Here is a 22,749-nt window from a genome sequence, read left to right as displayed (position 1 = left end):
GGACGCTGTGCGGCGTCCACACCCTGCTGCAGATCCGGCCCGCAGAACAGCGAGCGCGCCTAGCGTGCGCGTATGGCTCCATCACCGGATGACCGGCTGGCAGATATGCTCACCCGGTCCGCACAGCACGGCTGGGCACCCAGCGCCAGCCTCGCTTCCGGGGACCGCCCGCTGCGCCACCGATGGCCCCTGAGCCCTCCGACAGATGTCACCGACCAGGCTGAGGCCGAGGACGACGAGGACGCGGCCGACGATGCCGAGATCCTGGCGCTCCTGCCGGGCAACCGGCCGATTCCACGCAGGTGGATCATTGTGGCCATCGTCGTCATCACAGTCGTGGGAATCGCGGGCTTCGTCCTGCTGCGCAATCCCACCGCACCTGAACCCAGCACGGATGCTCGACCGCCGACAGCGCAACCGCAGAGCACCGACGGTGCTGGAGACGGAAGCGGCGCCGATGCTCCCGTGCAGGTGAGTGCCGACACCGAGGAGGTCACCGCCCATGTCGTCGGCGCTGTCGCTGAACCTGGCGTGGTGAGGCTCCAGGGAGGCGCCCGGGTCATCGATGCAATCGAGGCCGCCGGCGGCCTGAGCTCAGATGCCCAGCCAGACGGCGTGAATCTTGCGCGCCTCGTCGAGGACGGAGAACAGATCATCGTGCCCGACCGCCACAGCCCACCAGCTGCGCAGCACCGTGAAGCCGGTGGCCAGGACCCTGATCAGCCTGCCGGCACCGGAGCGGGAACCGACCCAGCGGGACCGCAGGCGAATGCGAAAGTGAACATCAACCGGGCCACCGCAGCAGAGCTCGAGACGCTGCCCGGAGTCGGCCCTGCCACCGCCCAGGCCATCATCACGCATCGTGAGGAGCACGGGCCCTTCGGCTCAACCGAGGATCTGGTGCTCGTCCACGGTATCGGTGATGCCACTCTGGCGCGGCTGCGCGAACACATCACAGTCGGATGAGCCCGCAGGTGCACCGGCACAGCCGAACCCGCCTGCTGCTCTCGGCCACCGCAGCTCATACCCGAGCTCGGGTGCTGCATCGAGCTGGGCTGCACCGCCTGCTCAGCGCTGCCGCCTTCGGATGGTTCGCCGCCTCCGGTCTGCTGCCCGCCGACGTCACCGCGACGGTCGGCTTAGGTCTCGCCTGCAGTTCTGCCGCCGTGCTCATGAGCCAGCGCACCACGCGCAGCGGACGGTCCCAGCTGATCGGCTGGCTGCTGAGCACGGCACTGCTCGCCGGGGCCGTCTGCGCGCTCATCGGGGCCGCCCGCCTCGCACAGCCGACGGAGACGACGCTCTACAGCGGATCGGCCCTCATCGCCGCTGAGTCCCACGCAACCGAATCCGGCAGCTATCGCACACAGATCCGCACCCGGTTCGGTCCTGCCACGGCGATCAGCCCCGCTCCGCTGCCAGCCGCAGGCACCCAGACGACCGTGCGGGCCGAGCTTGAGATACGCGGCTCCCAGACCATCGCCTTCATCCGCGGAAGCCCGGAGATCCGCACACCGCCAGGACCTGTCTGGCAGCTGCGCGCCAGCATGCGCAGCTTTCTTGCCGGCACGTCTGGAACCGCGCACGACGGAGCCCGGCTGCTGCCCGGCCTCGTCATCGGCGATGTCTCACACGTCGGCGACGACCTCACCGAGGCGATGCGCACCGTCTCGCTCAGCCACGTCACTGCGGTCTCAGGCGCGAACATCACGATCGTCTCACTCGCGGTGCTCTGGGTGACCGGCTTCGTGGTGCGGCTGCGGGCAGTGCGCATCATCCTCGCCGTTGCCGTCACCGCAGGCTACGTGTTCATCGTCGGTCCTGAACCCTCAGTGACCAGGGCTGCAGCCATGGGCCTGGTCGGAGCGATGGCGATGCTGCGCGGAACCCGAACGGCGAGCCTGGCGCTGCTGGCCGCCGGCATCATCGGCGTGCTCGTCTACCAGCCGGGGCTGTCAGGCTCAGTGGGATTCCACCTCTCCGTCAGCGCCACAGCTGCCCTCATCATCCTGGGCCGGCCGTTGAGTGATCGCCTTGCATCCTGGGGGCTGCCCCGGGCGGTGGCAACGGCGCTCGCGGTGCCGATGAGCGCCCAGGCCGGTGTCACACCGGTGCTGCTGGGCATCGACGCCACCATCTCTGCGTGGTCGGTGCCGGCCAACGCGCTTGCGGCACCAGCAGTCGCCCCCGCCACCCTGCTCGGGATGGGCGTGCTTGTCTGCAGTCTGCTGCCGGGCGGCAGCTGGATCGGCAGCATCATCGTGGCACCGGCGAACTGGAGTGCCTGGTGGATCGCCCGCCTGGCGCGGGTGTTCGCCGACCTGCCAGCTTCCGAGCTGCCGTGGCCCGCAGGCCTGCTGGGCGTCGGGCTCAGCTGCGTCATTCTGACAGGATTCTGCCTCGTCGTGCTCGAATCCCGCATCCTGCGCCGGGTCGGTGCCGGACTGCTCGTCGCCGCGCTGACCGCCGGTCTCCTCGTTCCAGGTATCCGGCTTCCAGTCGATGCGGACTGGGCAGCGATGTTCTGCGACGTGGGTCAGGGCAGTGCCACCCTCATCAGCCTGCCGGGTGACGATGTGCTCGTCATCGACACCGGTGACAACGACGAACTCATCGACATCTGCCTCGACCGGACCGGTGACCAGCGGGTGCACCTGCTGATCTCCCACTTCGACGCCGATCACTTCGCAGGCTACGCCGGCACCGGGTTCGGCCGGGAGATTGCGACCGTGTACTTTCCTGCCGGAGCGGGACGCGACCCGGCTCTGGCGGAGATCGCCCGAGCCTTCCCGCACGCGCCGCGCATCCCGGTCAGTGCGGGACAGCGATTCCAATTCGGCACCGTGGACTGGACGATCCTGTGGCCGCCGGCGACCACCGGTCCGGCACCCGGTGATGAGAACAGCCGCTCGGCTGTCGTGCACATTCACACCGGCGCGCTCAGCGTCATCGTCCCTGGTGACATCGGCGCAGAGGAACAGCGGCGGCTGGCGGCGGCGATGCAGCCGGCCGACGTGCTCGCCGCACCGCATCACGGTTCCGCCGACCTGCATGAGACGTACTTCGACGCTGCCGATGCCGGGCTCGGCATCGTCTCCGTGGGAGCGGGCAACCCCTACGGCCATCCGACCACCCGAGCGCTGGCGGCCTTCGGAACCAGCCCGGTGCTGCGCACCGACGAGTGCGGGTCGATCGTGATCGATGCACACAGACGGGTCAGCTCAGGCTGTCCGAGCTTCGTACTAGGGTAGAGGCGTGGCAGCGAAGAAGAAGACCCTCATCCCGTACTACCGGGCCAAGCCCGCCCCGGTCGTCGTGATCTCCGGACCCGAAGCGGTGCTCATCCGCAAGGCCCAGGACCGGATCGTGGCCGCCTGTCAGAAATCCGCTGACCTGGAGACCTCCTATCTCGATGCCGCCGGATACGAACCGGGATCCCTCGATCTGGTGGCCGGTGCCAGCTTGTTCTCCGAACGCAAACTCGTGATCGTCGACGGTGTGGCGCAGATGAACGACGCCTTCCTCGCCGACGCGCTCGACTACGTCGCAGAGGTCAATGAAGACGCCGTTCTCGTGCTCAAACATGCGGGAGGCAATCGCGGCTCCAAGCTGCTGACCGCCATCGACAAGGCCGGCTATCCGCGCGTCGATGCGCAGGCGCTCAAGAGCGACAGCGACAAGCAGGCGTTCGCCCAGCAGCAGTTTGCTGCCGCCAAACGCGAGATCTCCTCCACTGCGCTTGCCTCGCTCATGGACGCGCTGGGAGCCGACCTCTCCGAACTCAACGCCGGAATCGAACAGCTGCTGGCCGATACCGAGGGGCCGATCACCGAACACACCGTCGACGCCTACTACGGGGGCCGGGTCGAAGCGACCGGATTCAAAGTCGCCGATGCCGCCGTCGCCGGGCGGACGGCGGAGTCGCTGACCCTGCTGCGCCACGCTCTGGCCACCGGCACAGACCCGGTGCCGCTGGTCGCAGCGATCGCGATGAAGGTGCGCAATATGGCCCGTGTCGAAGGCATCTCAGGCAGTTCGCAGCAGCTGGCCTCTGAGCTGAAGATGGCGCCCTGGCAGGTCGATCGGGCCAGACGTGAGATGCGCTCCTGGAACGATGTCGCACTCGGACGCGTCCTCATCGAAGTCGCCGATGCCGACTATGCCGTCAAGGGCGGCGGGCGTGACCCCGTCTACGCGCTCGAGCGGCTCGTGACCTTCATCTGCCAGCAGTCGCGGGTGCGCTGAGCCGGCCCGCTGCCGGCAGGGCAGCAGTGAAGGCCCAGGCACACGAATGAGGGCCGGGGATCCGAATCGGACCCCCGGCCCTCAGCCAGTGCGGTCAGCGCATCAGAGCGCGTTGACCTTCTTGGCAAGCTTCGACTTGCGGTTGGCCGCGTTGTTGCGGTGCAGCACACCCTTCGACACAGCCTTGTCCAGCTTGCGGGAAGCCTTCTGGAAAGCGGCCTTCGCTTCGTCAGCGTTGCCGGCCTCGACCTGCTCACGCACGGCGCGCACAGCGGTCTTCACCTCGGTGCGCACAATGCGGTTGCGCTGGCGAGCTTTCTCGTTCGTCAGGTTCCGCTTGATCTGAGACTTGATGTTTGCCAAATCCAACACTCTTTCGTGTTCGTCACTGTTCATGGTCGTGAGGGCTACTCACTGCTCGCCACAGCACTGCGGGGAAACACAGAGGCTGCCAGAGCCGCGAGTGTACATTCACCCGACCACTGGTGAGACACACACCAACGGTGAACATACAGCGACAGATCCTACACGAGCACTAAGCGTTTCGCACTTCGTCGACGACGCGGGAGAACAGCCCCATCGGCATGATCGCGCCCTCCCGACGCACCGCACCGTCTTCGATCCGGACGATCCGGTCGAGCCGGATCTCCGAGGATCGGCCTGCGTGGTCCCACTCACCGGTTCCGATGTTGATGTAGCGGGCATGTTCGGTCTCATGAACGTCGCCGACCGCACCGGGAACATTGTCCTTGCTGGTGAGCATGAGCCCGAGCAGCCACCGGCCCTCCCGGCCGATGATGAGCACCGGACGGTCCTTGCCCTTGGACGGATCCTCTTCATAAGGCACCCACGCCCACACGATCTCACCCGGATCAGCATCGCCGTCGAGATCGGGGGTGTAGACCGGCCGGATCGGGCCGGTATAGTCACCGGGGTACCCGCCGGAGGGTCGCCGCGGGAAGCTCTGCTTGGGCCGTTGCCGCTGTGCCTTCTCAGCAGGTGCATATTCGCTGCGCGGGTCGCTGCCCTTCTTCTTCCGTTTTCGAGGTGCCTGGTGGCGCTCCCGGCGGGCACGATCGGTGCGTTCGGCGCGGCCCGAATCGCGGTACTCCCGCAGCACGGTGGCCGGTTCCTTACCGCCGATGACGTCGCCGATCGCCTGGCGCGTGCGCGGATCGGCCAGTTTGCGGCTGACAAAGCCGACCCCACCGCGCACACCACGGTTGACAGCCTGGCGGGCAAGTGCCTTGAAGTCCATGCCCACAGCCTAGCTGCAGTTCCCCGGGAGGTTGTGACCGGGATGTGAGGTCAGCGAAGACCCCCGGCATCGAGGTGGGCTGCAGCCCTCACGCGCCGTGCTGCAGGAGGGCTTGGAGTGGGAAATGGTCGGAGGGGTACTGTACGCCGCGGCCGAAGATGTTGACACCGGTGGCGCAGGTGCGCAGCCCAGCAGTGTGCAGAATCCAGTCCATATGCTGCCCGTCGCGGCGCGGACCGCGGTAGCCGTGGAACGTGTTGATCTCGCACGTGTCCGATGGACAGGAGACCACCGCATCGGTCAGCAGTCCGGAATCCATCAGGGTGCAGTAGACGGCCCGGTCCTTATAGGCGTTGAAGTCGCCGATGAGCACCGCTTCCGTTCCCGCCTCCCGGATCTTCTCCAGGATGAGAGCTGCGGAGCTGACCTGGGCGTGATCGGACCGATGGTCGAGGTGGACGTTGATGAATCGCAGCGGGGTGCGCGTGCGTGTGTCGACGGCATCGACGACGGTCATCGTGCGCGGATAGCGGGCGCCCCACGATTTCGAACCGGGCACATGCGGTCGCTCCGACAGCCACGACACGTCCTGGTGGGTGATCTCCAGGCGACGCGAATCGTAGATGACGGCAGTGAACTCGCCGGCATCGCCGCCTTCGCGTCCCTCGCCAAGCCACTGATAGCGATCCGGCAGCGCATCGATGAGCCCGGTGAGCTGGCGCAGCATCCCCTCCTGGGTGCCGATGAGGTGTGGGCGCTCCTGCCGGATGACCGCTGCCGCCTGCGGCAGCCGCCTGCGCCACGGCTGTCCATCCAGGGCCGGATAGCGCAGGTTGAAGGACATGACTGAAAGCTGGTCAGGATCGCGAGGACGCAGAAGCATGGCCTCATTCTACGAACCGGCCACTACCGCCTGAGGTGAGTTCGGTGCCAGGCACGCGGTCATGGAACAATGGAGGTTCGCTCGTACACGAAAGGGACGTCGACGTTCATGACACCAAAGGTCAGTGATGACGCCGCAGCACGCATCCAGGTAGCGGCGACCCCGCAGGAGCTCATCCGCAACTTCTGCATCATCGCCCACATCGATCACGGCAAATCGACACTGGCCGACCGGATGCTGCAGATCACCGGGGTGGTGCAGCCGCGCGATATGCGCGCCCAGTACCTCGACCGGATGGATATCGAACGCGAACGCGGCATCACCATCAAGTCCCAGGCTGTGCGCATGCCGTGGGAGGTCGACGGCGCGCCCTACGCCCTCAACATGATCGACACGCCCGGCCACGTCGATTTCACCTACGAGGTGTCCCGCTCGCTGGCCGCCTGCGAAGGCGCGCTGCTGCTCGTCGACGCCGCCCAGGGCATCGAAGCCCAGACGCTGGCGAACCTGTACCTGGCGCTGGAGAACGACCTTACGATCATCCCGGTGCTCAACAAAATCGACCTGCCGGCCGCCCAGCCGGACAAGTACGCCGACGAGCTCGCAGGTCTCATCGGCTGCGAACCAGAGGACTGCCTGCTCGTCTCCGGCAAGACCGGCGAAGGCGTCGAGGAGGTCCTCGACCGCATCATCACCGACATTCCCGCTCCGGAAGGCGATCTGGACGGTCCGACCCGGGCGATGATCTTCGACTCCGTCTACGACACCTACCGCGGTGTCGTGACCTACGTCCGTGTCGTCGACGGCAGCCTGCGCCCGCGCGACAAGATCGAGATGATCTCCACACACGCCACCCACGAGCTGCTGGAGATCGGGGTGTCCTCACCGGAACCGCACCCGTCGAAGGGCCTGCGGGCAGGTGAGGTCGGCTACCTCATCACCGGCGTCAAGGACGTCCGGCAGTCCCGTGTCGGCGACACCGTCACCACCGCCCACAACCCCGCAACCGAACCGCTTGCCGGGTACCAGGATCCCAAGCCGATGGTGTTCTCCGGGCTGTTCCCGATCGACGGATCCCAGTACCCGGATCTGCGTGAGGCACTCGACAAACTCAAGCTCAACGACGCCGCCCTCACATACGAGCCGGAGACCTCTGCAGCCCTCGGCTTCGGCTTCCGCTGCGGCTTTCTCGGCCTGCTGCACCTGGAGATCGTGCGCGAGCGCCTCGAACGCGAATTCGATCTCGATCTCATCTCGACCGCACCCTCCGTCGTGTACGAAGTGCGGATGGAAGACGGCACCGAGCACACTGTGACGAACCCCTCGGAGTATCCGGAGGGCAAAATCGCTGAGGTGCACGAGCCGATGGTGCGCGCCACCGTGCTGACCCCCAGCGACTTCGTCGGCCCGGTCATGGAGCTGTGTCAGGCCAAACGCGGGCAGATGAACGGCATGGACTACCTGTCCGAGGATCGCGTCGAGCTGCGCTACCGGATCCCGCTCGGTGAGATCGTCTTCGACTTCTTCGACCAGCTGAAATCCCGCACGAAGGGCTACGCGTCGCTGGACTACGAGCCCGACGGTCAGCAGGCCGCCAACCTCGTCAAGGTCGACATCCTGCTGCACGGCGACACCGTTGATGCGTTCTCGGCGATCGTCCACCGCGATGAGGCATACAGCTACGGCGTGAAGATGGCCTCGAAGCTCAAGGAGCTGATCCCGCGCCAGCAGTTCGAGGTGCCGGTCCAAGCCGCGATCGGCTCGCGGATCATCGCCCGTGAGACGATCCGGGCGATCCGGAAGGACGTGCTCTCGAAGTGCTACGGCGGCGACATCAGCCGTAAGCGCAAGCTGCTGGAGAAGCAGAAGGAAGGCAAGAAGCGCATGAAGATGGTCGGCACCGTCGAGGTGCCCCAGGATGCCTTCATCGCTGCTCTGTCCTCGGACGGCGACGGGGCGAAGAAGAACTGATATGCCAGCCCAGCCTGCGGGCCAGTCGGCACCGCTCGACGGCAGCCTGCCGGCCAGTGCGGTCGTCGGCGCCGACGATCGCGGCCTGAGCCTCTACATCCATGTTCCGTACTGCCGGGTGCGGTGCGGGTACTGCGACTTCAACACCTATACCGCTGATGAGCTCGGACCTGGTGCCTCGCGCAGCGACTACCGCCCTATGCTCGCAGCCGAACTCGACTTCGTTTCCGCGTCGTTTGACCGGGCCGGTCTTCCCGACCGCGAGGTCTCGACGGTCTTCTTCGGTGGCGGCACCCCGACCCTGCTGCCCGCAGAGGTGCTCGCCGGGGTGCTCATGGATGTGCGGGGCCGCTTCCGGCTCGCTGCCGATGCTGAAGTCACGACCGAGGCGAATCCGGACACGCTGAGCCCGGACTACCTCGCGACCCTGGCAACGGCCGGATTCACGCGCGTCTCCCTCGGCATGCAGTCGGCCGTTCCCGAGGTGCTGGCCATTCTGGACCGCACACACGATGCCGCGCGGATCCCGCAGGTCGTCAGCTGGGTCAAGGAGGCCGGCCTGCAAGTCAGCCTCGATCTCATCTACGGCACACCGGGGGAGAGCCTTGCTGACTGGCGCGCTTCACTGGAGCAGGCGATCGCCTGCGCACCCGACCACGTCTCCGCATACTCGCTCATCATCGAAGACGGCACCAAGATGGCCGCCCAGATCCGGCGCGGCCGGCTGCCGATGCCCTCTGACGATGATGCCGCTGACAAGTACGAGCTCGCCGACCGGCTGCTGGGCAGTGCCGGCTACCAGTGGTACGAGGTGAGCAATTTCTCCACCGGGTCAGAGACCCGGTGCCGGCACAACCTCGCTTACTGGCGCGGCGATGACTGGTGGGGATTCGGGCCCGGCGCCCACTCCCACCTCGGCGGCGTGCGGATGTGGAATGCGAAGCATCCCCGTGCCTGGGCTGATCGGCTGCTGGCCGGGCACAGCCCGGTCATCGGTCGGGAGATCCTCGATGGTGATGTGCAGGAGCTGGAGCGGATCATGCTCACTGCCCGGTTGCGCGAAGGCCTGGCGATCGGGAGCCTGCCGGCTGCCGGCCAGGTCGAGGCTGCCGAGTTCGCCCGCGCCGGGCTGCTGGAGGCCGGTGCCTTCGAACGCGGGATCTTCAGCCCGACGCTTCAGGGCCGGCTGCTGTGCGACCTCATGGTCCGCCGGATCACCGAAACGCTGTGAGGCCGGCCCCCAGCGGGACCGGCCTCACAGACTCACGCGCGGCTGCTGGTCACTTGACCATGTCGATGGTGAGCGGCGCACGATAGCCCTCACCGTTGTTGCCGCGCACGGCAGAGATGATCGCGAACACATACAGCGCGATCACCGGGACGAAGTACAGCACGTAGATGATCGCTCCGAAACCGAGTGTCACGATCGTGATGATGAAGAAGACAATCCCGAGGCCGATGAGGTAGAGCGTGTAGGAGATGTTCGTATTCAGCATCTGCCGTGCGTGTTCGCGGACGAAGGCGCTGCGATCCTTGTAGATGATGAAGAAGATCAGCGGCATTATCCAGCCGAGCAGCAGGATGCCGATACCGTTCCACATCGCCATCTGCCGTTCGTCCTGATCGGCGTGCCAATAGCCTGCCGAACCCTGCTGGTAGGCACCTTCCGGGTGGGGTCCGCGCAGCGGTACGCCGGCCAAAGTCGAACTACCGATCGGCTGGCCGTTCGGTGCCGTCGGCCGCTGCGGCTGAGGGCCCGGCTGACCGTAGGCACCGGGCTGACCGTGTGCACCCGGCTGGGCGCCGTAGCCATCATGCTGCTGATAATCGCCCGGCTGGGTGCCATGTCCGGGGTGGCCTGATGGCTGCGAGCCGTATCCGGACTGCTGGTATCCGCCCGGCTGTGAGCCGTTTCCGGGCTGACCGCCGGGCTGTGAGCCGTATCCGGGCTGACCGCCGGGCTGTGAGCCGTAGCCGGGCTGACCGCCGGGCTGTGAGCCGTAGCCGCCTTGGGGGTTGTATTCGGAGCTCATGGCTGTCCTTTCAGAGAAGTGTTCTGCGCTCTACGGTAGTCGAGGTGCGCGTGTGCCGTCACAGCGCGATGATGCAGTCCTGCCACACGGAAACGCCGCGCGGATGCGGCAACAGTCTGACATAGGTGCCGTGCTCGCTCACACCTGCCCGTAGAGGTGGTCGACGGTGACGAAGTCGATGAGTTCCTCAACTCGGCCCGACAGGGTCGGTTCGACGTCGGCGATCGTCGTCACCGAGCGCAGAATCCGCTGCCAGCCCAGGGCAATGTCGCGCTGATCTCGGGCCGGCCAGCCGAGCCGTCGCAGCGTCCCGACCTTGAAGTCCTCACCGCGCGGGACCTGGGGCCACGCCCGAATCCCGACAGTGGCCGGTTTCACTGCCTGCCAGATGTCGATATAGGGGTGGCCGATGATGTGCACGACTCCGGCGAAACGCTCATCGGCGAGCACCGCCGCAGCGATGCGGGATTCCTTGGTGCCGGTTACGAGGTGGTCGGCGAGCACCCCGACGCGATGCCGGCGGTCGGGCCCGAACTCGGCGAGCTTGTCCGTCAGCACATCGAGACCACCGAGCGGTTCGACGACGACACCCTCACCGCGCAGGTCATCGCCCCAGATCTTCTCCACCAGCTCGGCGTCGTGCTTGCCCTCCACCCAGATGCGGGAGCCGCGGGCGACCCGGGCTCGCTGCTCGGGCCGCGCCACCGATCCGGAGGCGGTGCGCGCCGGGGCGGCCGGGCGGCTGGCCTGCGGGCGGGTGATCGTCACCGGTTTGCCGTCGACCCAGTATCCCGGGCCCAAGGGGGCGAGCCGGGTGCGTCCGTGGCGGTCCTCCAGACGCATGACGTAGCCGGCGGTGGTCTTCTCCAGGCCGGTGATCGCCCCGACGTATCCGGTCTCGACGTCCTCGACGACAAGCCCGCGCTGGGCGGGCACCTCAGCGGAGCGTGGACGGCGGTGGGCGCGCGGGGAGGATTCGGCGAGCACATCGGCTCCATAGGGATCGTAGAAAGTCACACGACCAGGGTACGTGCGCCTGTTCGATATGGCCCTGTTTGGGCAGACCATCGGCGAGGCGTACACTTGATTGGCACTCTCATTGACTGAGTGCCAGCTCGCGTGGGTGCGGGCGAGTGGGCCGGACACGAGTGAGGAGGAGGTCGAGGCCACGTGAACGATGATCGCCGGACGCGCGTGCTGCGCGCCATCGTCGAAGACTATGTCGCGACCAACGAGCCGGTCGGTTCGAAGGCGCTCGTCGAACGCCACCAGCTCGGTGTGTCCTCAGCGACCATCCGCAACGACATGGCTGCGCTCGAAAGCGAAGGCCTCATCGCCCAGCCCCACACCTCGGCCGGGCGTGTGCCCACCGACAAGGGCTACCGGCGCTTCGTCGACCGGATCGACGAGGTCAAGCCGCTCTCGGCAGCCGAGAAGCGGGCGATCGCCCGGATCCTCGAAGAGCCCCTCGACATCGACGAGATGCTAGATCGCACCGTCCGGTTGCTGGCCAGTCTGACCCAGCAGGTGGCCGTCGTGCAGTACCCGATCGCCCGGCAGACCCGGGTGCGCCACGTCGAGCTCGTCTCGATCGCCTCCCACCGGCTGCTCGTGGTGCTCATCAGTGACGCCGGGCAGGTCGAACAGCGTCTCATCGACGCCGGCAGCGAACTGACCGACGAGGAGGTCGCCAGCCTCCGCGACCGGATCAGCGCTGCCGTGCACAACGTGCGCATGGACGCCGTCAAGCGGGCCTGTGAGCGCATCGATGTTCCGCCGGAGCATCAGCATGCCGCTCGCGCCGTGGCCACCGCCCTGACAAGCCTCAGCCAGGTCGGCCGCCAGGACCGGCTCGTGATGGCCGGCACCGCCAACCTCGCCCGCTCGGCCCGTGAGCTCGGCGCCCACATCGGCCCGCTGCTCGAAGCCTTCGAAGAACAGGTCGTGCTGCTCAAGCTGCTCACCTCGATCGCCGCGGAGACCGACGAGGTCAGCGTGCGCATCGGCAGCGAGAACACCGTCGAGTCCTTCTCGTCGACCTCGGTCGTGGCCACCAGCTACGGGGCGCAGGACTCCGCGGCCAGCCTGGCGGTGCTCGGCCCGACCCGCATGGACTACCCGACGACGATGGCCGCAGTGCGAGCTGTGGCGAAATACGTTTCGGTCATCCTCAACGACTGACCGGACCGCCAGACAACCGACCCGCGAATCGCCTCAATCGATCAAAGGACGAACGTGACCAACCACTATGAAACGCTCGGCGTGCCGAAGGACGCCTCGACGGCCGACATCAAGAAGGCCTACCGCAAGCTGGCGCGCGAACTCCATCCCGACGTCAACCCCGGCCGCGAGGACGAGTTCAAGCAGGTCGCCGTCGCCTATGAGGTGCTGTCGGACCCGGAGAAGCGCCGGAACTACGACATGGGCGGCTCAGAGTACGGTCAGGGCTTCGGCGGGGCGAACTTCGGCGGGTTCTCCGACCTGTTCGAGACGTTCTTCGGCGGCGGCATGGGCGGTTCGCCCCAGCAGCCGGCCTCGCGCAAGCGCCGCGGCAAGGACGCGCTCATCGGCATCGAGATCGACCTGCAGACCGCGGCCTTCGGCGGCACCGAGGAGATCGACATCGCCACCGCCGAGGTGTGCGAGACCTGCCAGGGTGAGGGCAGCCGGCCCGGCACCTCGGTCGAGACCTGCTCGCTGTGCCACGGCACCGGCTCGGTGCAGCAGATGACTCGCACCCTGCTCGGGCAGATGGTGACGAACCAGACCTGCAACAACTGCGGTGGCTACGGCACCCGCATCACCGACCCCTGCACCTCCTGCCACGGCGACGGACGCGTCCGCGTCGAACGGACTCTGAGCTTCCGGATCCCGGCCGGGGTGTCGACCGGCACCCGAATCCAACTCGCCGGCCGAGGCGAGGTCGGACCCGGCGGAGGGCCTCCCGGTGACCTGTTCATCGAGGTCACCGTCGGCGAGCACGCCTCCTTCGAACGCGATGGCGACAACCTGCGCTGCACCATCGAGGTGCCGATGACCGCCGCCGCACTCGGAGCGACCGTCACGCTCGACACCTTCGACGGCGCTCAGGACGTCGAGATCCCCGCCGGCACCCAGTCGGGCACCACCCAGAAGCTCGCCGGCCTCGGCGCCAAGCGGCTGCGCCACGAGAGCCGCGGCGATCTCATCATCACGATCAACGTCGCCACCCCGAAGAAGCTCGACGCCAAGCAGACCGAGCTGCTCGAAGAGCTCGCCCGGCTGCGCGATGAGACCCAACCGGAGGCCACCGTCGGCAAGGCCGACGAACGCAGCGCCTTCCGCCGGTTCCGCGAGAGGTTCGCCGGGCGATGACCCTGCCGGTCTTCATCGACCCGGACATCACCCACCCCGGCGCGCAGGGCGAGCTCACCGCACCCGCGGCGGTGGCCCATCATGTCGTCACCGTCCGCCGGATGCAGCCAGGCGACGAGCTGCAGCTCAGCGACGGTGGCGGTCTGCGCATCACAGGCAGCATCACCTCCGCCGCCCGCGACGGACTGCGCGTGGCGGTCAGCGACGTCACCGTCGAAGAGCCTGTGTCGCCGCAGCTCGTGCTCGTGCAGGCCCTGGCGAAATCCGGCCGTGACCTCGCCGCCGTCGAAGCGGCCGTGGAGGTCGGCGTCGATGCCGTCATCCCGTGGGAGGCGCAGCGCTCGATCGTCAGATGGCCGGCGGCCAAAGCCGGCAAGTCGATCGCCAAGTGGCGCCACACTTCGGCGGCGGCTGCCGAGCAGTCCCGCCGCGCCTTCGTCCCCGCCGTCGGCGAACTCGTCCGCGGCAGCGGACTGGCGCACGCATTGACGGATGCCGATGCCGTCTTCGTGCTGCACGAAGACGCCAGCCAGCCGCTGACCGCACAGCTGCGCACACTGGCCGGCCGTCTGGCAGCCGCACCGCACGGCATCGAACGGATCGTGCTCGTCGTCGGACCCGAGGGCGGGATCTCCGAAGCCGAGGTCAGCGCACTCACCGCAGCCGGCGCACAGACGGCGGTGCTCGGTGCCAGCGTGCTGCGCGCCTCGACCGCCGGGCCGGTTGCCCTCGGACTCTGCCAGGCAGCGCTCGGCCGCTGGTGAGGCCAGGCAGCCCTCGGCCGCTGGTGAGGCCAGGCAGCCCTCGGCCGCTGGCGAGGCCAGGCCGCTCTCGGCCGCTGGAGAAGCCAGGCGGGCTGGGCACCGACGCGCTAGAGTTGCCCATGAGACGCCGCACGCCAGAACACCCCACACACAACCTGAGAAGAGGATCTGAGCTGGAGCCCCAGAACACACCGGCACCCGAAGACATGCACGAGGCCGAGACAGCGCACACCCGCGTGCACCTGACGATCCCGGAGAACATCGACCCGGTCGCCCTGTTCGGGCCCGCCGAGGTCAATCTGCGGACCCTTGAGGAACTCGCCCCCGAAGTCGACATCCACTGCCGCCAGCACGAGATGACGCTGTCGGGCCCCGAAGCAGCCGTCGGCTCGCTTGTGACGACGATCGGCGAGCTCAAGGCGCTCGTGGCCGCCGGTCACATCATCGAACCCGATGCGGTGCGCCGGGTGCACACCATGGAGCCGGAAGCCGGCAGCCCGGCCCGCGTGCTGAGCGAGAACATCCTGTCCTCCCGCGGACGCACCGTGCGTCCCAAGACCTACGGCCAGCATCAGTACGTCGCCGCGATCCGCTCGCACACCATCACCTTCGGACTCGGCCCAGCCGGCACGGGCAAGACCTACCTGGCGATGGCGATGGCAGTCAACGCGCTGCAGAACAAGGCCGTCTCGCGCATCATCCTCACCCGCCCGGCCGTCGAAGCGGGGGAGAACCTCGGGTTCCTGCCCGGCACCCTCGACGAGAAGATCGACCCCTATGTGCGCCCGCTCTACGACGCGCTGCACGACATGATCGAACCCGACCGGATCAAGATGCTGCTCGACTCCGGCACCATCGAAGTCGCCCCGCTGGCCTATATGCGCGGCCGCACGCTCAACGACGCCTTCATCATCCTCGACGAAGCGCAGAACACGACATTCGAGCAGATGAAGATGTTCCTCACCCGGCTGGGCTTCGGCTCCCGGATGGTCGTCACCGGCGACACCAGCCAGGTCGACCTGCCCGGATCCGCACGCAGCGGGCTCGTGCTCGCCCAGGACATTCTCGGCCACGTCGACGACATCCAGTTCTGCCGCCTGACGAGCAAGGACGTCGTCCGTCACGACCTCGTCTCGGCGATCGTCGACGCCTACGACCTGTGGTCCGGGCGCGAATCCGGCCCCGCGAGCCAGAAGGGACCCTGAGATGGCCATCGACATCAGCAACGAGACCCCAGCCGACATCGACCTGCCGGAGGTCGTCGCGCTGGCTGAGCATGTGCTCGAGCGCATGCACATCAACCCCGCAGCCGAGGTGTTCATCCGGTTCATCGACGAGGCGGCGATGACCGAGCTGCATCTGCGCTGGATGAACCTCGACGGCCCGACTGACGTCATGTCCTTCCCGATGGACGAACTCAAACCCGGCCAGGACGAAGCCGGGATGCTCGGTGACATCGTCATCTGCCCCGGCGTGGCCGCCGAACAGGCCGCAGCCGCCGGGCATTCGCTCAGCGACGAGATCCTGCTGCTCACCGCCCACGGCCTGCTCCACCTCATGGGCTACGACCACCACGAGCCCGAGGCGAAGGAAGAGATGTTCGGCTTGCAGCGCCACCTGCTGCTGACGTGGTTCGCCGAGCGTGAGCCCGGTCGTACGACGATACCCGAGCCGACTGAGGACTGAGCGCCGTGCCGATTCTCGCGTTCATGCTCCTCGCCCTCATCTGCATCGCCTTCGCCGCCGTGCTGGCAGCGGCCGATGCCGCGATCTCCAACGTGTCCCACCACGAGATCTCCGACGCCGCCGAGGACGGCACCCGCGGCGGCAGCACCGCCGCTGCGATCCTGGCCGACCTGCCCACTCACATCAACGTGCTGACCTTCGTCCGCCAGTTCTTCGAGGCGCTTGCGACGATCTTCGTCGCAGTCGCCTACTACCACGTCTTCGGCATCAGCTGGCAGCTCATTCTCGCCTCCGTCATCACCGCCTCGATCGCGGTCTTCGTCGTCGCCGGCGTGTCCCCCAGGACCATCGGCCGGCGCCGGTCGCTGAAGGTCAGCCTGCTGACCAGCTGGCTGGTCGCTGGGCTGCGCCGTGCCCTCGGACCGGTGGCGCGCGTCCTCGTATGGCTGGGCAATGTACTCACCCCCGACAAGGTCTTCCGCGACGGGCCCTTCGTGACAGAAGAGCAGCTGCGCGACCTCGTCGAGCGCGCCTCGGCTGTCGACGTCATCGAAGACGAAGAGCGCGACATGATCGAATCGGTGTTCAACCTCGCCGACACCCGCGTATACAAGGTGATGGTCCCGCGCACCGACATCGTCGCCATCGACTCCGACGAGCCGCTGGTCAAGGCGATGGCGCTGTTCCTGCGCTCAGGCTTCAGCCGGGTGCCGGTCATCGACGACGACCTCGACGATGTGCGCGGAGTGGTCTACCTCAAGGACGTCGCCCGCCGCCTGCACCTGCATCCCGAAGACGCCGAGGCCCCGGTGTCCGAGCACTGCCGGCCGGTCGTCTTCGTGCCCGAGACCAAACCGGTCGACGAGCTGATGCGCGAGATGCAGCTGGCGAGCAACCACGTGGCGCTGGCCGTCGACGAATACGGCGGCACCGCCGGGCTCATCACGATGGAGGACATCGTCGAGGAGATCGTCGGCGAGATCGAAGACGAGTATGATGCCGCCGAGGACGATATCGTCGAAACCGCACCAGGGGAATACGTGGTGAGCACCCGCACACAGATCGACGACCTCGCTGAGTTCTTCGACACCCGCATCGAAGATGAGGACGTCACAACCGTCGGCGGGCTGCTGTCGAAGGAGATCGACCGTGTGCCGATCGCCGGGGCGCATGCGACGATCTCCGGACTGCACATCGAAGCCATGCCCGGCCAGGGCCGCCGCCACCGCATCACCCACGTGCGCGTGCGACGGGAACGAAAGACTGAGGACGTATGACCGACCTGTTCCGCACCGATCTGCCCGAGGGATACCGCGCTGGCTTCGCCTGCCTCGTCGGCCGCCCGAACACCGGAAAATCCACCCTGACCAATGCGCTGGTCGGCTCGAAGATCGCGATCACCTCGGCGAAGCCCCAGACCACCCGGCACACGATCCGCGGCATCGTCCACCGCGACGACCACCAGCTCGTCCTCGTCGACACCCCCGGCCTGCACCGGCCCCGCACTCTGCTCGGCGCCCGCCTCAACGACCTCGTCGCCGCGACGCTGAGCGAAGTCGATGTCATCGGCTTCTGCCTGCCGGCCAACGAGCGCATCGGCCCAGGCGACCGCTACATCGCCGAACAGCTGCAGATGGTCTCCGAACGCACCCCGGTCGTGGCACTCGTGACGAAAACCGACCTCGTCGACCGCGAACGGCTGACCGAGGAGCTCATCTCCGTCGAGCAGCTCGGTGACTTCGCCGACATCGTTCCGGTCTCCGCCCGCGACGGCTTCCAGGTCGACACAGTCGACGCAGTGCTGAACAGGCACCTGCCCGAATCCCCGCCGCTCTACCCCGACGGAGAGATCACCGACGAACCGGAGACGGTGCTCGTCGCCGAACTCGTCCGCGAGGCGGCCCTGGAAGGTGTACGCGATGAGCTGCCGCACTCTCTGGCTGTCCAGGTCGAGGAGATGCGCCCGCGCGAAGACCGGCCGGAGGACAAACCGCTGTGGGACGTCCACGTCAACCTGTTCGTCGAGCGCCCCAGCCAGAAGGCGATCGTCATCGGCCGCAAGGGAGCACGCCTCAAGGAGATCGGCACGACGGCCCGCAGGAGCATCGAGGCCATCCTCGGCACGCCGATCTACCTCGACCTGCACGTCAAGGTCGCCAAGGACTGGCAGCGCGACCCCAAACAGCTCGGCCGCCTCGGCTTCGACTTCTCCTGACGCACCCGGTCGGCCGCCGCAGCCGGTCAAACGTTTGTAGACTTATGTGCTGTGAGTGAACCGCAGATCATCAAGCTGACCGAGCGCCGCCCGGAGGTCGCACCCGAAGACCTCATCGACGGATTCGTGCCGCCGCCCCACTTCTCGGATGTGTCGTTCGACAGCTACCGGCCGGGCCCGCAGCAGCCCTCGCAGTCCGAAGCCCGCGACAAGCTGCGCGACTTCACCCACCAGCGCCGGGAGGCCGGCTTCCTGTCCAAGCTCTTCGGCTCCAAGCCCAAGGCCGGCAAGGGCATCTATCTCGACGGCGGATACGGCGTCGGCAAGACCCACCTGCTCGCAGCAGCCTGGCACGCTCACGAGAAACCGGCCGCCTTCGGCACCTTCGTCGAATACACCAACCTCATCGGCGCCCTCGGCTTCCAGCGCGCCCGCGATGAACTCTCGAAGATGAAGCTCGTCTGCATCGACGAGTTCGAACTCGACGACCCCGGCGACACCGTCATGATGTCACGGCTCATGCGCGAACTCACCGACGCCGGCGTCAAGATCGTCGCAACCTCCAACACACTGCCCGGTGCTCTGGGCCAGGGGCGCTTCGCCGCCCAGGACTTCCTGCGCGAGATCCAGGCGCTGTCCGACCAGTTCGCCGTACTCACCATCGACGGTGAGGACTACCGACACCGCGGCAGCCCCACGCCTCCGGAACCGGTCGATTCCGCCGGTCTCGACGATTATGCCGCCGGCACCAGCGCGAAGACCGTCGCCCGCGATGGCTTCGATGAGGTGCTCGAACACCTGTCATCCGTCCACCCGTCCCGGTACGGCCGCATGCTCGAGGGGATCGACATGGCGCTGTGGGACGACGTGCACACCATCGACAGCGAAAGCGTCGCGCTGCGCTTCGTGGCTCTTGTCGACCGGATGTACGACCGTGGCATCAGCATTCACAACAGCGGTCAGCGCCTCGACGCAGTCTTCACCGCCGACATGGTCTCCGGCGGATACCGCAAGAAGTACCTGCGCTGTCTGTCCCGGCTCACAGCGCTGGCCAGCGGAACGGAGAAATGATGAAGCTCGAACCCGCTCAGCAGCCGCCGCTGGCCGACAACGTCGAGCAGGCGCCACCGTCGGAGGTTGCGGAACTGCTGCGGTTCAGGCCCGGCGACGACTTCGCAGCCATCGACACCTCAGCCACCCCGGGGTTTACAGGGGACAAAGCCGAGGGGAAGAAGGCTCAGGCGATCGACCATGCGCTGCTCTCAGACCTCCAGGAGCGCCTGTACGCCAACGCCAATGCCGGCGATCTGCGCAAGGCAGTGCTGGTCGTGCTGCAGGGCCGGGACACCGCCGGCAAGGGCGGAGTCGTCAAACACGTCGTCGGCGCGCTCAGCCCGCATGGGGTGCAGGTGGCAGCCTTCGGCGTCCCGACGGAGGAGGAAGCCTCACACCACTTCCTGTGGCGGGTCTACCGCGCGCTGCCCAAGTTCGGCAACATCGGCGTGTTCGACCGATCGCATTACGAAGACATCCTCGCTGTGCGGATGCACAGACTGCGCCCGCCGTCGGTGTGGCTCGAACGCTACGACACGATCAACGGCTTCGAAGACAGCCTGACCGATTCCGGCATCCATATCGTCAAGTGCATGCTCACCGTCTCACAGGAAGAGCAGGCCGAACGGCTGGAGAACCGGCTGCGGCGTGTGGACAAGCACTGGAAGTACAGCAGCGGCGACGTTGCGGACCGCGGTCGATGGTCTGAGTACACACAGGCTTACCAGGACGTCCTCGACCGCACGTCGACCGATGACGCTCCGTGGTACGTCATCCCAGCCGACCGGAAGTGGTATTCGCGCTGGGCGATCGTGCGCCTGCTCATCCACGAGCTGCAGAAGCTCGATCTCGACTGGCCCCTCGGGGACTTCGACCCCGAGGCGGAGCTGCGCGACCTCAAGGAGACCAACAGGCAGTTCTCCGACTGACCGCCCCCAGCGGCTGGCGTCAGCGCAGCAGCAGCCATCGGAACACCGGCCAGTCCGGAACCCAGTCCGGCAGGCCGGTCATGAGCAGTCCCAGCCACACCACGCCCGCGACGAACGCTCCCGTCAGACTGGCGATCGCCAGCGACACAGACCAGTGACTGGCACGCAGCCACTCCGTCCATCTGTGCAGCACCGCCCGGCCCCACAGCAGCAGATTCTGCGCCCACTGGAACTCTGAGGCGATGATCGCAAGGCCGATGAACACGATGAGCCACCCAGGACCCGGCAGCGGCACGAGGATGAGCCCGATGACGATGACGGTTCCGCCGACGCAGCCGACAAACCAGCGGTAGATGAAGGCCGTCTGCGGATTGCTCATGATGAATCTGCGCCAGCGCAGGAACGACAGCCGGGCACGGCGGAACCACGGCCGACCCTTCTTGTGCGTGCGGGACAGCCAGCCATGGGGGCGGGGATGGCGCTGTGTCACGCCACCAGTGTAGAGATTCAGACCTCGCGGCGTGTTCGGTACGCGCCCGGTCAGCGAGCGTTCCTGGCAGCAGCGTGCGTTCCTGGCAGCACAGCGTAGCGAAACGATCCCTCCCGGTTGTGTGACAAGGGTCACTGTCAGGCGATTTGGCAACTTTCAGTTCACCCGATAGAGTTGTTTCTCGTTGCGAGGAAAACTCCTTCGCGATCATGCGGATGTGGCTCAGTTGGTAGAGCATCACCTTGCCAAGGTGAGGGTCGCGGGTTCGAGTCCCGTCATCCGCTCGGAGACTGGCCAGACCGTCTCACGGTGGAGTGGCCGAGAGGCGAGGCAGCGGCCTGCAAAGCCGTATACGTGGGTTCGAATCCCATCTCCACCTCGGCTTCGCCCTCGGGCGCAAGCGCGATTGGCGCAGCGGTAGCGCGCTTCCTTCACACGGAAGAGGTCACTGGTTCGATCCCAGTATCGCGCACGGCGTTGTACGCCATGCACAAGTGAATATGCCACCACGCAAGTGGAACAGGCGCGATTGGCGCAGCGGTAGCGCGCTTCCCTGACACGGAAGAGGTCACTGGTTCGATCCCAGTATCGCGCACAGAGCGAGAATGCCGGGCAGCGATGCCCGGCATCGTTCTTTTCCCGGTCCGGCTGCGCGCGTATGAACCCCAGCTGTGACAGTCGTGTGACGAGATCGCAACGTGCCTATGCGCTGACGGCAGGGCTCGCCGGTTAAGCTGGGGTGGAACGCAGTTACCTACTTCGACCTGAAAAGAGAGCCACGATGTCTTCTCAGCCCCCTTACGGCTCCGATCCGTACGGCGACAGCGGCCAGGGCGGACAGCCCGGATACGGTTCGCAGCCCGGATACGGCGCCCAGCCCCAGTACGGTTCGCAGCCGAGCTACGGCACCCAGCCGCAGTACGGTGAGCAGGCCCCCAACTACTCGGCCGCCGGCAGCTACCCCGGCGGCGAGGCCGGCCCGGCCGACCAGTACTCACCGAACTACAGCGGCCAGGCCGACCCGTACGGGGGCGGTTACGGCGGCGACTACGGATCCGGCGGCGACTCGAAAGCCCGCAACATCCTCGGCATCCTCGCGCTCATCGCCGGCATTATCGCGTTCCTGACCTCCGGCGGAGCGTGGATCCCGGTCCTCGGCTTCGTCGCGGCTGGAGTCGCCTTCCTCCTAGCGGTCGCAGCCATCATCCTCGGCTTCACGGGCCTGTCTGCGGCAAAGCAGAACAAGGCGACCAACCGCGGAATGAGCATCGCCGGGCTCATCCTCGGCGGTCTGGCCCTGCTGGGCACGGTCATCCTCGTCGTCGTGCAGGTCTTCCTCCTCAACTCCATGTCGAAGACCGACCCGTCGCCCACCGAGCAGCCGACCGACTCCGCGACCCAGGACCCCGGCCAGACCGAAGGAACGCAGCCGACCGAGGAAACCGAGCCGACCGGCGATCCTTCCCAGCAGGCAGGCGGGGGAACCGAAGGCTCAGTGGACCTGTCATCGGATGTGACGCTGGCCGTGTCCGTCGGACCGGACAACGTCGACTACGGCGCTGACGCGACCAACGGCGAGATCGCGCGGGTCGTCTACACCATCGACAACACCTCCGGATCGGACTTCGACCCCGGCTTCCCGATGATCACATGCACCTACTCCGGCGGAACCTGCAACGACGTCTTCTCCGGTGACTACTCGGGCGGACTCGCCTTCGCAACCGTCCCAGCCGGAGAGAAGAAAGAATTCGCTCTCGGCTACGAGGTGCCCCACAGCGAGCTGGACTCACTCAAACTCGAAGTGACCATCCCGAACTCGGACCAGGGCTACAACGCCCCCTACACCTTCGAGAAGAAGTAATCCGAGA

At 66.8% G+C, this 22,749-nt stretch carries 21 protein-coding genes and 4 tRNA genes; 19 read left to right on the top strand and 6 right to left on the bottom strand.

The features are described 5' to 3' along the window. Positions 1 to 72 precede the first annotated feature (72 nt). Genes M3B11_RS10180 through holA form a run of 3 tightly spaced genes read left to right on the top strand, consistent with a single transcriptional unit; the run spans position 73 to position 4,245 of the window. Positions 73 to 966, top strand: coding sequence for a helix-hairpin-helix domain-containing protein (locus M3B11_RS10180; protein WP_259877357.1), 894 nt, complete (start codon positions 73 to 75; stop codon positions 964 to 966). Then, complete coding sequence (locus M3B11_RS10175; protein WP_259877356.1) at positions 963 to 3,251, top strand: ComEC/Rec2 family competence protein; 2,289 nt, start codon at positions 963 to 965, stop codon at positions 3,249 to 3,251. The genes M3B11_RS10180 and M3B11_RS10175 overlap by 4 nt, the downstream gene beginning before the upstream one ends. A gap of 4 nt (positions 3,252 to 3,255) precedes the next feature. Beyond that, positions 3,256 to 4,245 carry a DNA polymerase III subunit delta gene (holA, locus tag M3B11_RS10170; protein WP_259877355.1) on the top strand — a complete coding sequence of 330 codons (990 nt, stop codon included), beginning with the start codon at positions 3,256 to 3,258 and terminating at the stop codon, positions 4,243 to 4,245. 102 nt (positions 4,246 to 4,347) lie between these two features. Here the strand turns inward: holA and rpsT are convergent, their stop codons facing one another. The 3 genes from rpsT to M3B11_RS10155 all read right to left on the bottom strand — a co-directional run bounded on the left by rpsT (position 4,348) and on the right by M3B11_RS10155 (position 6,386). Continuing rightward, complete coding sequence (gene rpsT / locus M3B11_RS10165; protein WP_165882793.1) at positions 4,348 to 4,608, bottom strand: 30S ribosomal protein S20; 261 nt, start codon at positions 4,606 to 4,608, stop codon at positions 4,348 to 4,350. A gap of 172 nt (positions 4,609 to 4,780) precedes the next feature. Continuing rightward, positions 4,781 to 5,503 carry a hypothetical protein gene (locus M3B11_RS10160; protein ID WP_259877354.1) on the bottom strand — a complete coding sequence of 241 codons (723 nt, stop codon included), beginning with the start codon at positions 5,501 to 5,503 and terminating at the stop codon, positions 4,781 to 4,783. 88 nt (positions 5,504 to 5,591) lie between these two features. After that, positions 5,592 to 6,386 carry an endonuclease/exonuclease/phosphatase family protein gene (locus M3B11_RS10155; RefSeq protein ID WP_259877353.1) on the bottom strand — a complete coding sequence of 265 codons (795 nt, stop codon included), beginning with the start codon at positions 6,384 to 6,386 and terminating at the stop codon, positions 5,592 to 5,594. Between the two features lie 108 nt (positions 6,387 to 6,494). Between M3B11_RS10155 and lepA the strand changes: the two genes are divergently transcribed. Beyond that, positions 6,495 to 8,357, top strand: a complete 1,863-nt coding sequence (gene lepA / locus M3B11_RS10150) for a translation elongation factor 4 (RefSeq protein ID WP_259877352.1) — start codon at positions 6,495 to 6,497, stop codon at positions 8,355 to 8,357. 1 nt (position 8,358) lies between these two features. Continuing rightward, entirely contained in the window at positions 8,359 to 9,588 is a 1,230-nt protein-coding gene (gene hemW / locus M3B11_RS10145) for a radical SAM family heme chaperone HemW (RefSeq protein ID WP_259877351.1), read from the top strand. A 49-nt stretch (positions 9,589 to 9,637) separates the two neighbouring features. Here the strand turns inward: hemW and M3B11_RS10140 are convergent, their stop codons facing one another. After that, positions 9,638 to 10,390, bottom strand: a complete 753-nt coding sequence (locus M3B11_RS10140; RefSeq protein WP_259877350.1) for a DUF4870 domain-containing protein — start codon at positions 10,388 to 10,390, stop codon at positions 9,638 to 9,640. A 138-nt stretch (positions 10,391 to 10,528) separates the two neighbouring features. Next, positions 10,529 to 11,407 carry a DUF3097 domain-containing protein gene (locus M3B11_RS10135; RefSeq protein ID WP_259877349.1) on the bottom strand — a complete coding sequence of 293 codons (879 nt, stop codon included), beginning with the start codon at positions 11,405 to 11,407 and terminating at the stop codon, positions 10,529 to 10,531. Positions 11,408 to 11,560: 153 nt separating this feature from the next. Here M3B11_RS10135 and hrcA point away from each other — a divergent pair, with 153 nt between their 5' ends. From hrcA to M3B11_RS10090, 9 genes are all read left to right on the top strand, one after another. After that, positions 11,561 to 12,571: a heat-inducible transcriptional repressor HrcA gene (gene hrcA, locus M3B11_RS10130; RefSeq protein ID WP_259877348.1), complete on the top strand. Its 1,011-nt coding sequence runs from the start codon at positions 11,561 to 11,563 to the stop codon at positions 12,569 to 12,571. A 54-nt stretch (positions 12,572 to 12,625) separates the two neighbouring features. Continuing rightward, positions 12,626 to 13,744 carry a molecular chaperone DnaJ gene (gene dnaJ / locus M3B11_RS10125; protein WP_259877347.1) on the top strand — a complete coding sequence of 373 codons (1,119 nt, stop codon included), beginning with the start codon at positions 12,626 to 12,628 and terminating at the stop codon, positions 13,742 to 13,744. After that, positions 13,741 to 14,508 (top strand): 16S rRNA (uracil(1498)-N(3))-methyltransferase, encoded by a 768-nt coding sequence (locus M3B11_RS10120; RefSeq protein WP_259877346.1) that lies wholly within the window; start codon positions 13,741 to 13,743, stop codon positions 14,506 to 14,508. Before dnaJ ends, M3B11_RS10120 begins: the two co-directional genes overlap by 4 nt. A 206-nt stretch (positions 14,509 to 14,714) precedes the next feature. Continuing rightward, positions 14,715 to 15,713 carry a PhoH family protein gene (locus tag M3B11_RS10115; RefSeq protein ID WP_259877345.1) on the top strand — a complete coding sequence of 333 codons (999 nt, stop codon included), beginning with the start codon at positions 14,715 to 14,717 and terminating at the stop codon, positions 15,711 to 15,713. A 1-nt stretch (position 15,714) separates the two neighbouring features. Then, positions 15,715 to 16,194, top strand: coding sequence for an rRNA maturation RNase YbeY (gene ybeY, locus M3B11_RS10110; protein WP_259877344.1), 480 nt, complete (start codon positions 15,715 to 15,717; stop codon positions 16,192 to 16,194). 5 nt (positions 16,195 to 16,199) lie between these two features. Then, on the top strand, positions 16,200 to 17,471 hold the full coding sequence (locus M3B11_RS10105) for a hemolysin family protein (protein ID WP_259877343.1): 1,272 nt from the start codon (positions 16,200 to 16,202) through the stop codon (positions 17,469 to 17,471). Further along, positions 17,468 to 18,409, top strand: coding sequence for a GTPase Era (gene era, locus M3B11_RS10100; RefSeq protein ID WP_259877342.1), 942 nt, complete (start codon positions 17,468 to 17,470; stop codon positions 18,407 to 18,409). Before M3B11_RS10105 ends, era begins: the two co-directional genes overlap by 4 nt. Positions 18,410 to 18,460: 51 nt before the next feature. Then, the gene (gene zapE, locus M3B11_RS10095; protein ID WP_259877341.1) at positions 18,461 to 19,480 is read left to right on the top strand and encodes a cell division protein ZapE; all 1,020 of its coding nucleotides are present in this window, start codon (positions 18,461 to 18,463) and stop codon (positions 19,478 to 19,480) included. Beyond that, positions 19,480 to 20,391, top strand: a complete 912-nt coding sequence (locus M3B11_RS10090) for a PPK2 family polyphosphate kinase (RefSeq protein WP_259877340.1) — start codon at positions 19,480 to 19,482, stop codon at positions 20,389 to 20,391. Before zapE ends, M3B11_RS10090 begins: the two co-directional genes overlap by 1 nt. Before the next feature lie 19 nt (positions 20,392 to 20,410). Here M3B11_RS10090 and M3B11_RS10085 read toward each other — a convergent pair whose 3' ends face one another. Further along, positions 20,411 to 20,881, bottom strand: coding sequence for a TIGR02611 family protein (locus tag M3B11_RS10085; RefSeq protein WP_259877339.1), 471 nt, complete (start codon positions 20,879 to 20,881; stop codon positions 20,411 to 20,413). 211 nt (positions 20,882 to 21,092) lie between these two features. Here M3B11_RS10085 and M3B11_RS10080 point away from each other — a divergent pair. From M3B11_RS10080 to M3B11_RS10060, 5 genes are all read left to right on the top strand, one after another. Further along, a tRNA-Gly gene (locus tag M3B11_RS10080) sits at positions 21,093 to 21,165 on the top strand. Between the two features lie 24 nt (positions 21,166 to 21,189). Beyond that, a tRNA-Cys gene (locus M3B11_RS10075) sits at positions 21,190 to 21,260 on the top strand. Between the two features lie 21 nt (positions 21,261 to 21,281). Further along, positions 21,282 to 21,353, top strand: a tRNA-Val gene (locus tag M3B11_RS10070). Between the two features lie 51 nt (positions 21,354 to 21,404). Then, positions 21,405 to 21,476, top strand: a tRNA-Val gene (locus tag M3B11_RS10065). 186 nt (positions 21,477 to 21,662) lie between these two features. Further along, the gene (locus M3B11_RS10060; protein ID WP_259877338.1) at positions 21,663 to 22,742 is read left to right on the top strand and encodes a hypothetical protein; all 1,080 of its coding nucleotides are present in this window, start codon (positions 21,663 to 21,665) and stop codon (positions 22,740 to 22,742) included. Positions 22,743 to 22,749 lie beyond the last annotated feature (7 nt).

The sequence above is a fragment of the Brevibacterium sp. p3-SID960 genome, from assembly GCF_025144725.1.
Classification (GTDB): domain Bacteria; phylum Actinomycetota; class Actinomycetes; order Actinomycetales; family Brevibacteriaceae; genus Brevibacterium.
This window is presented reverse-complemented; position numbering and strand designations above follow the sequence as displayed.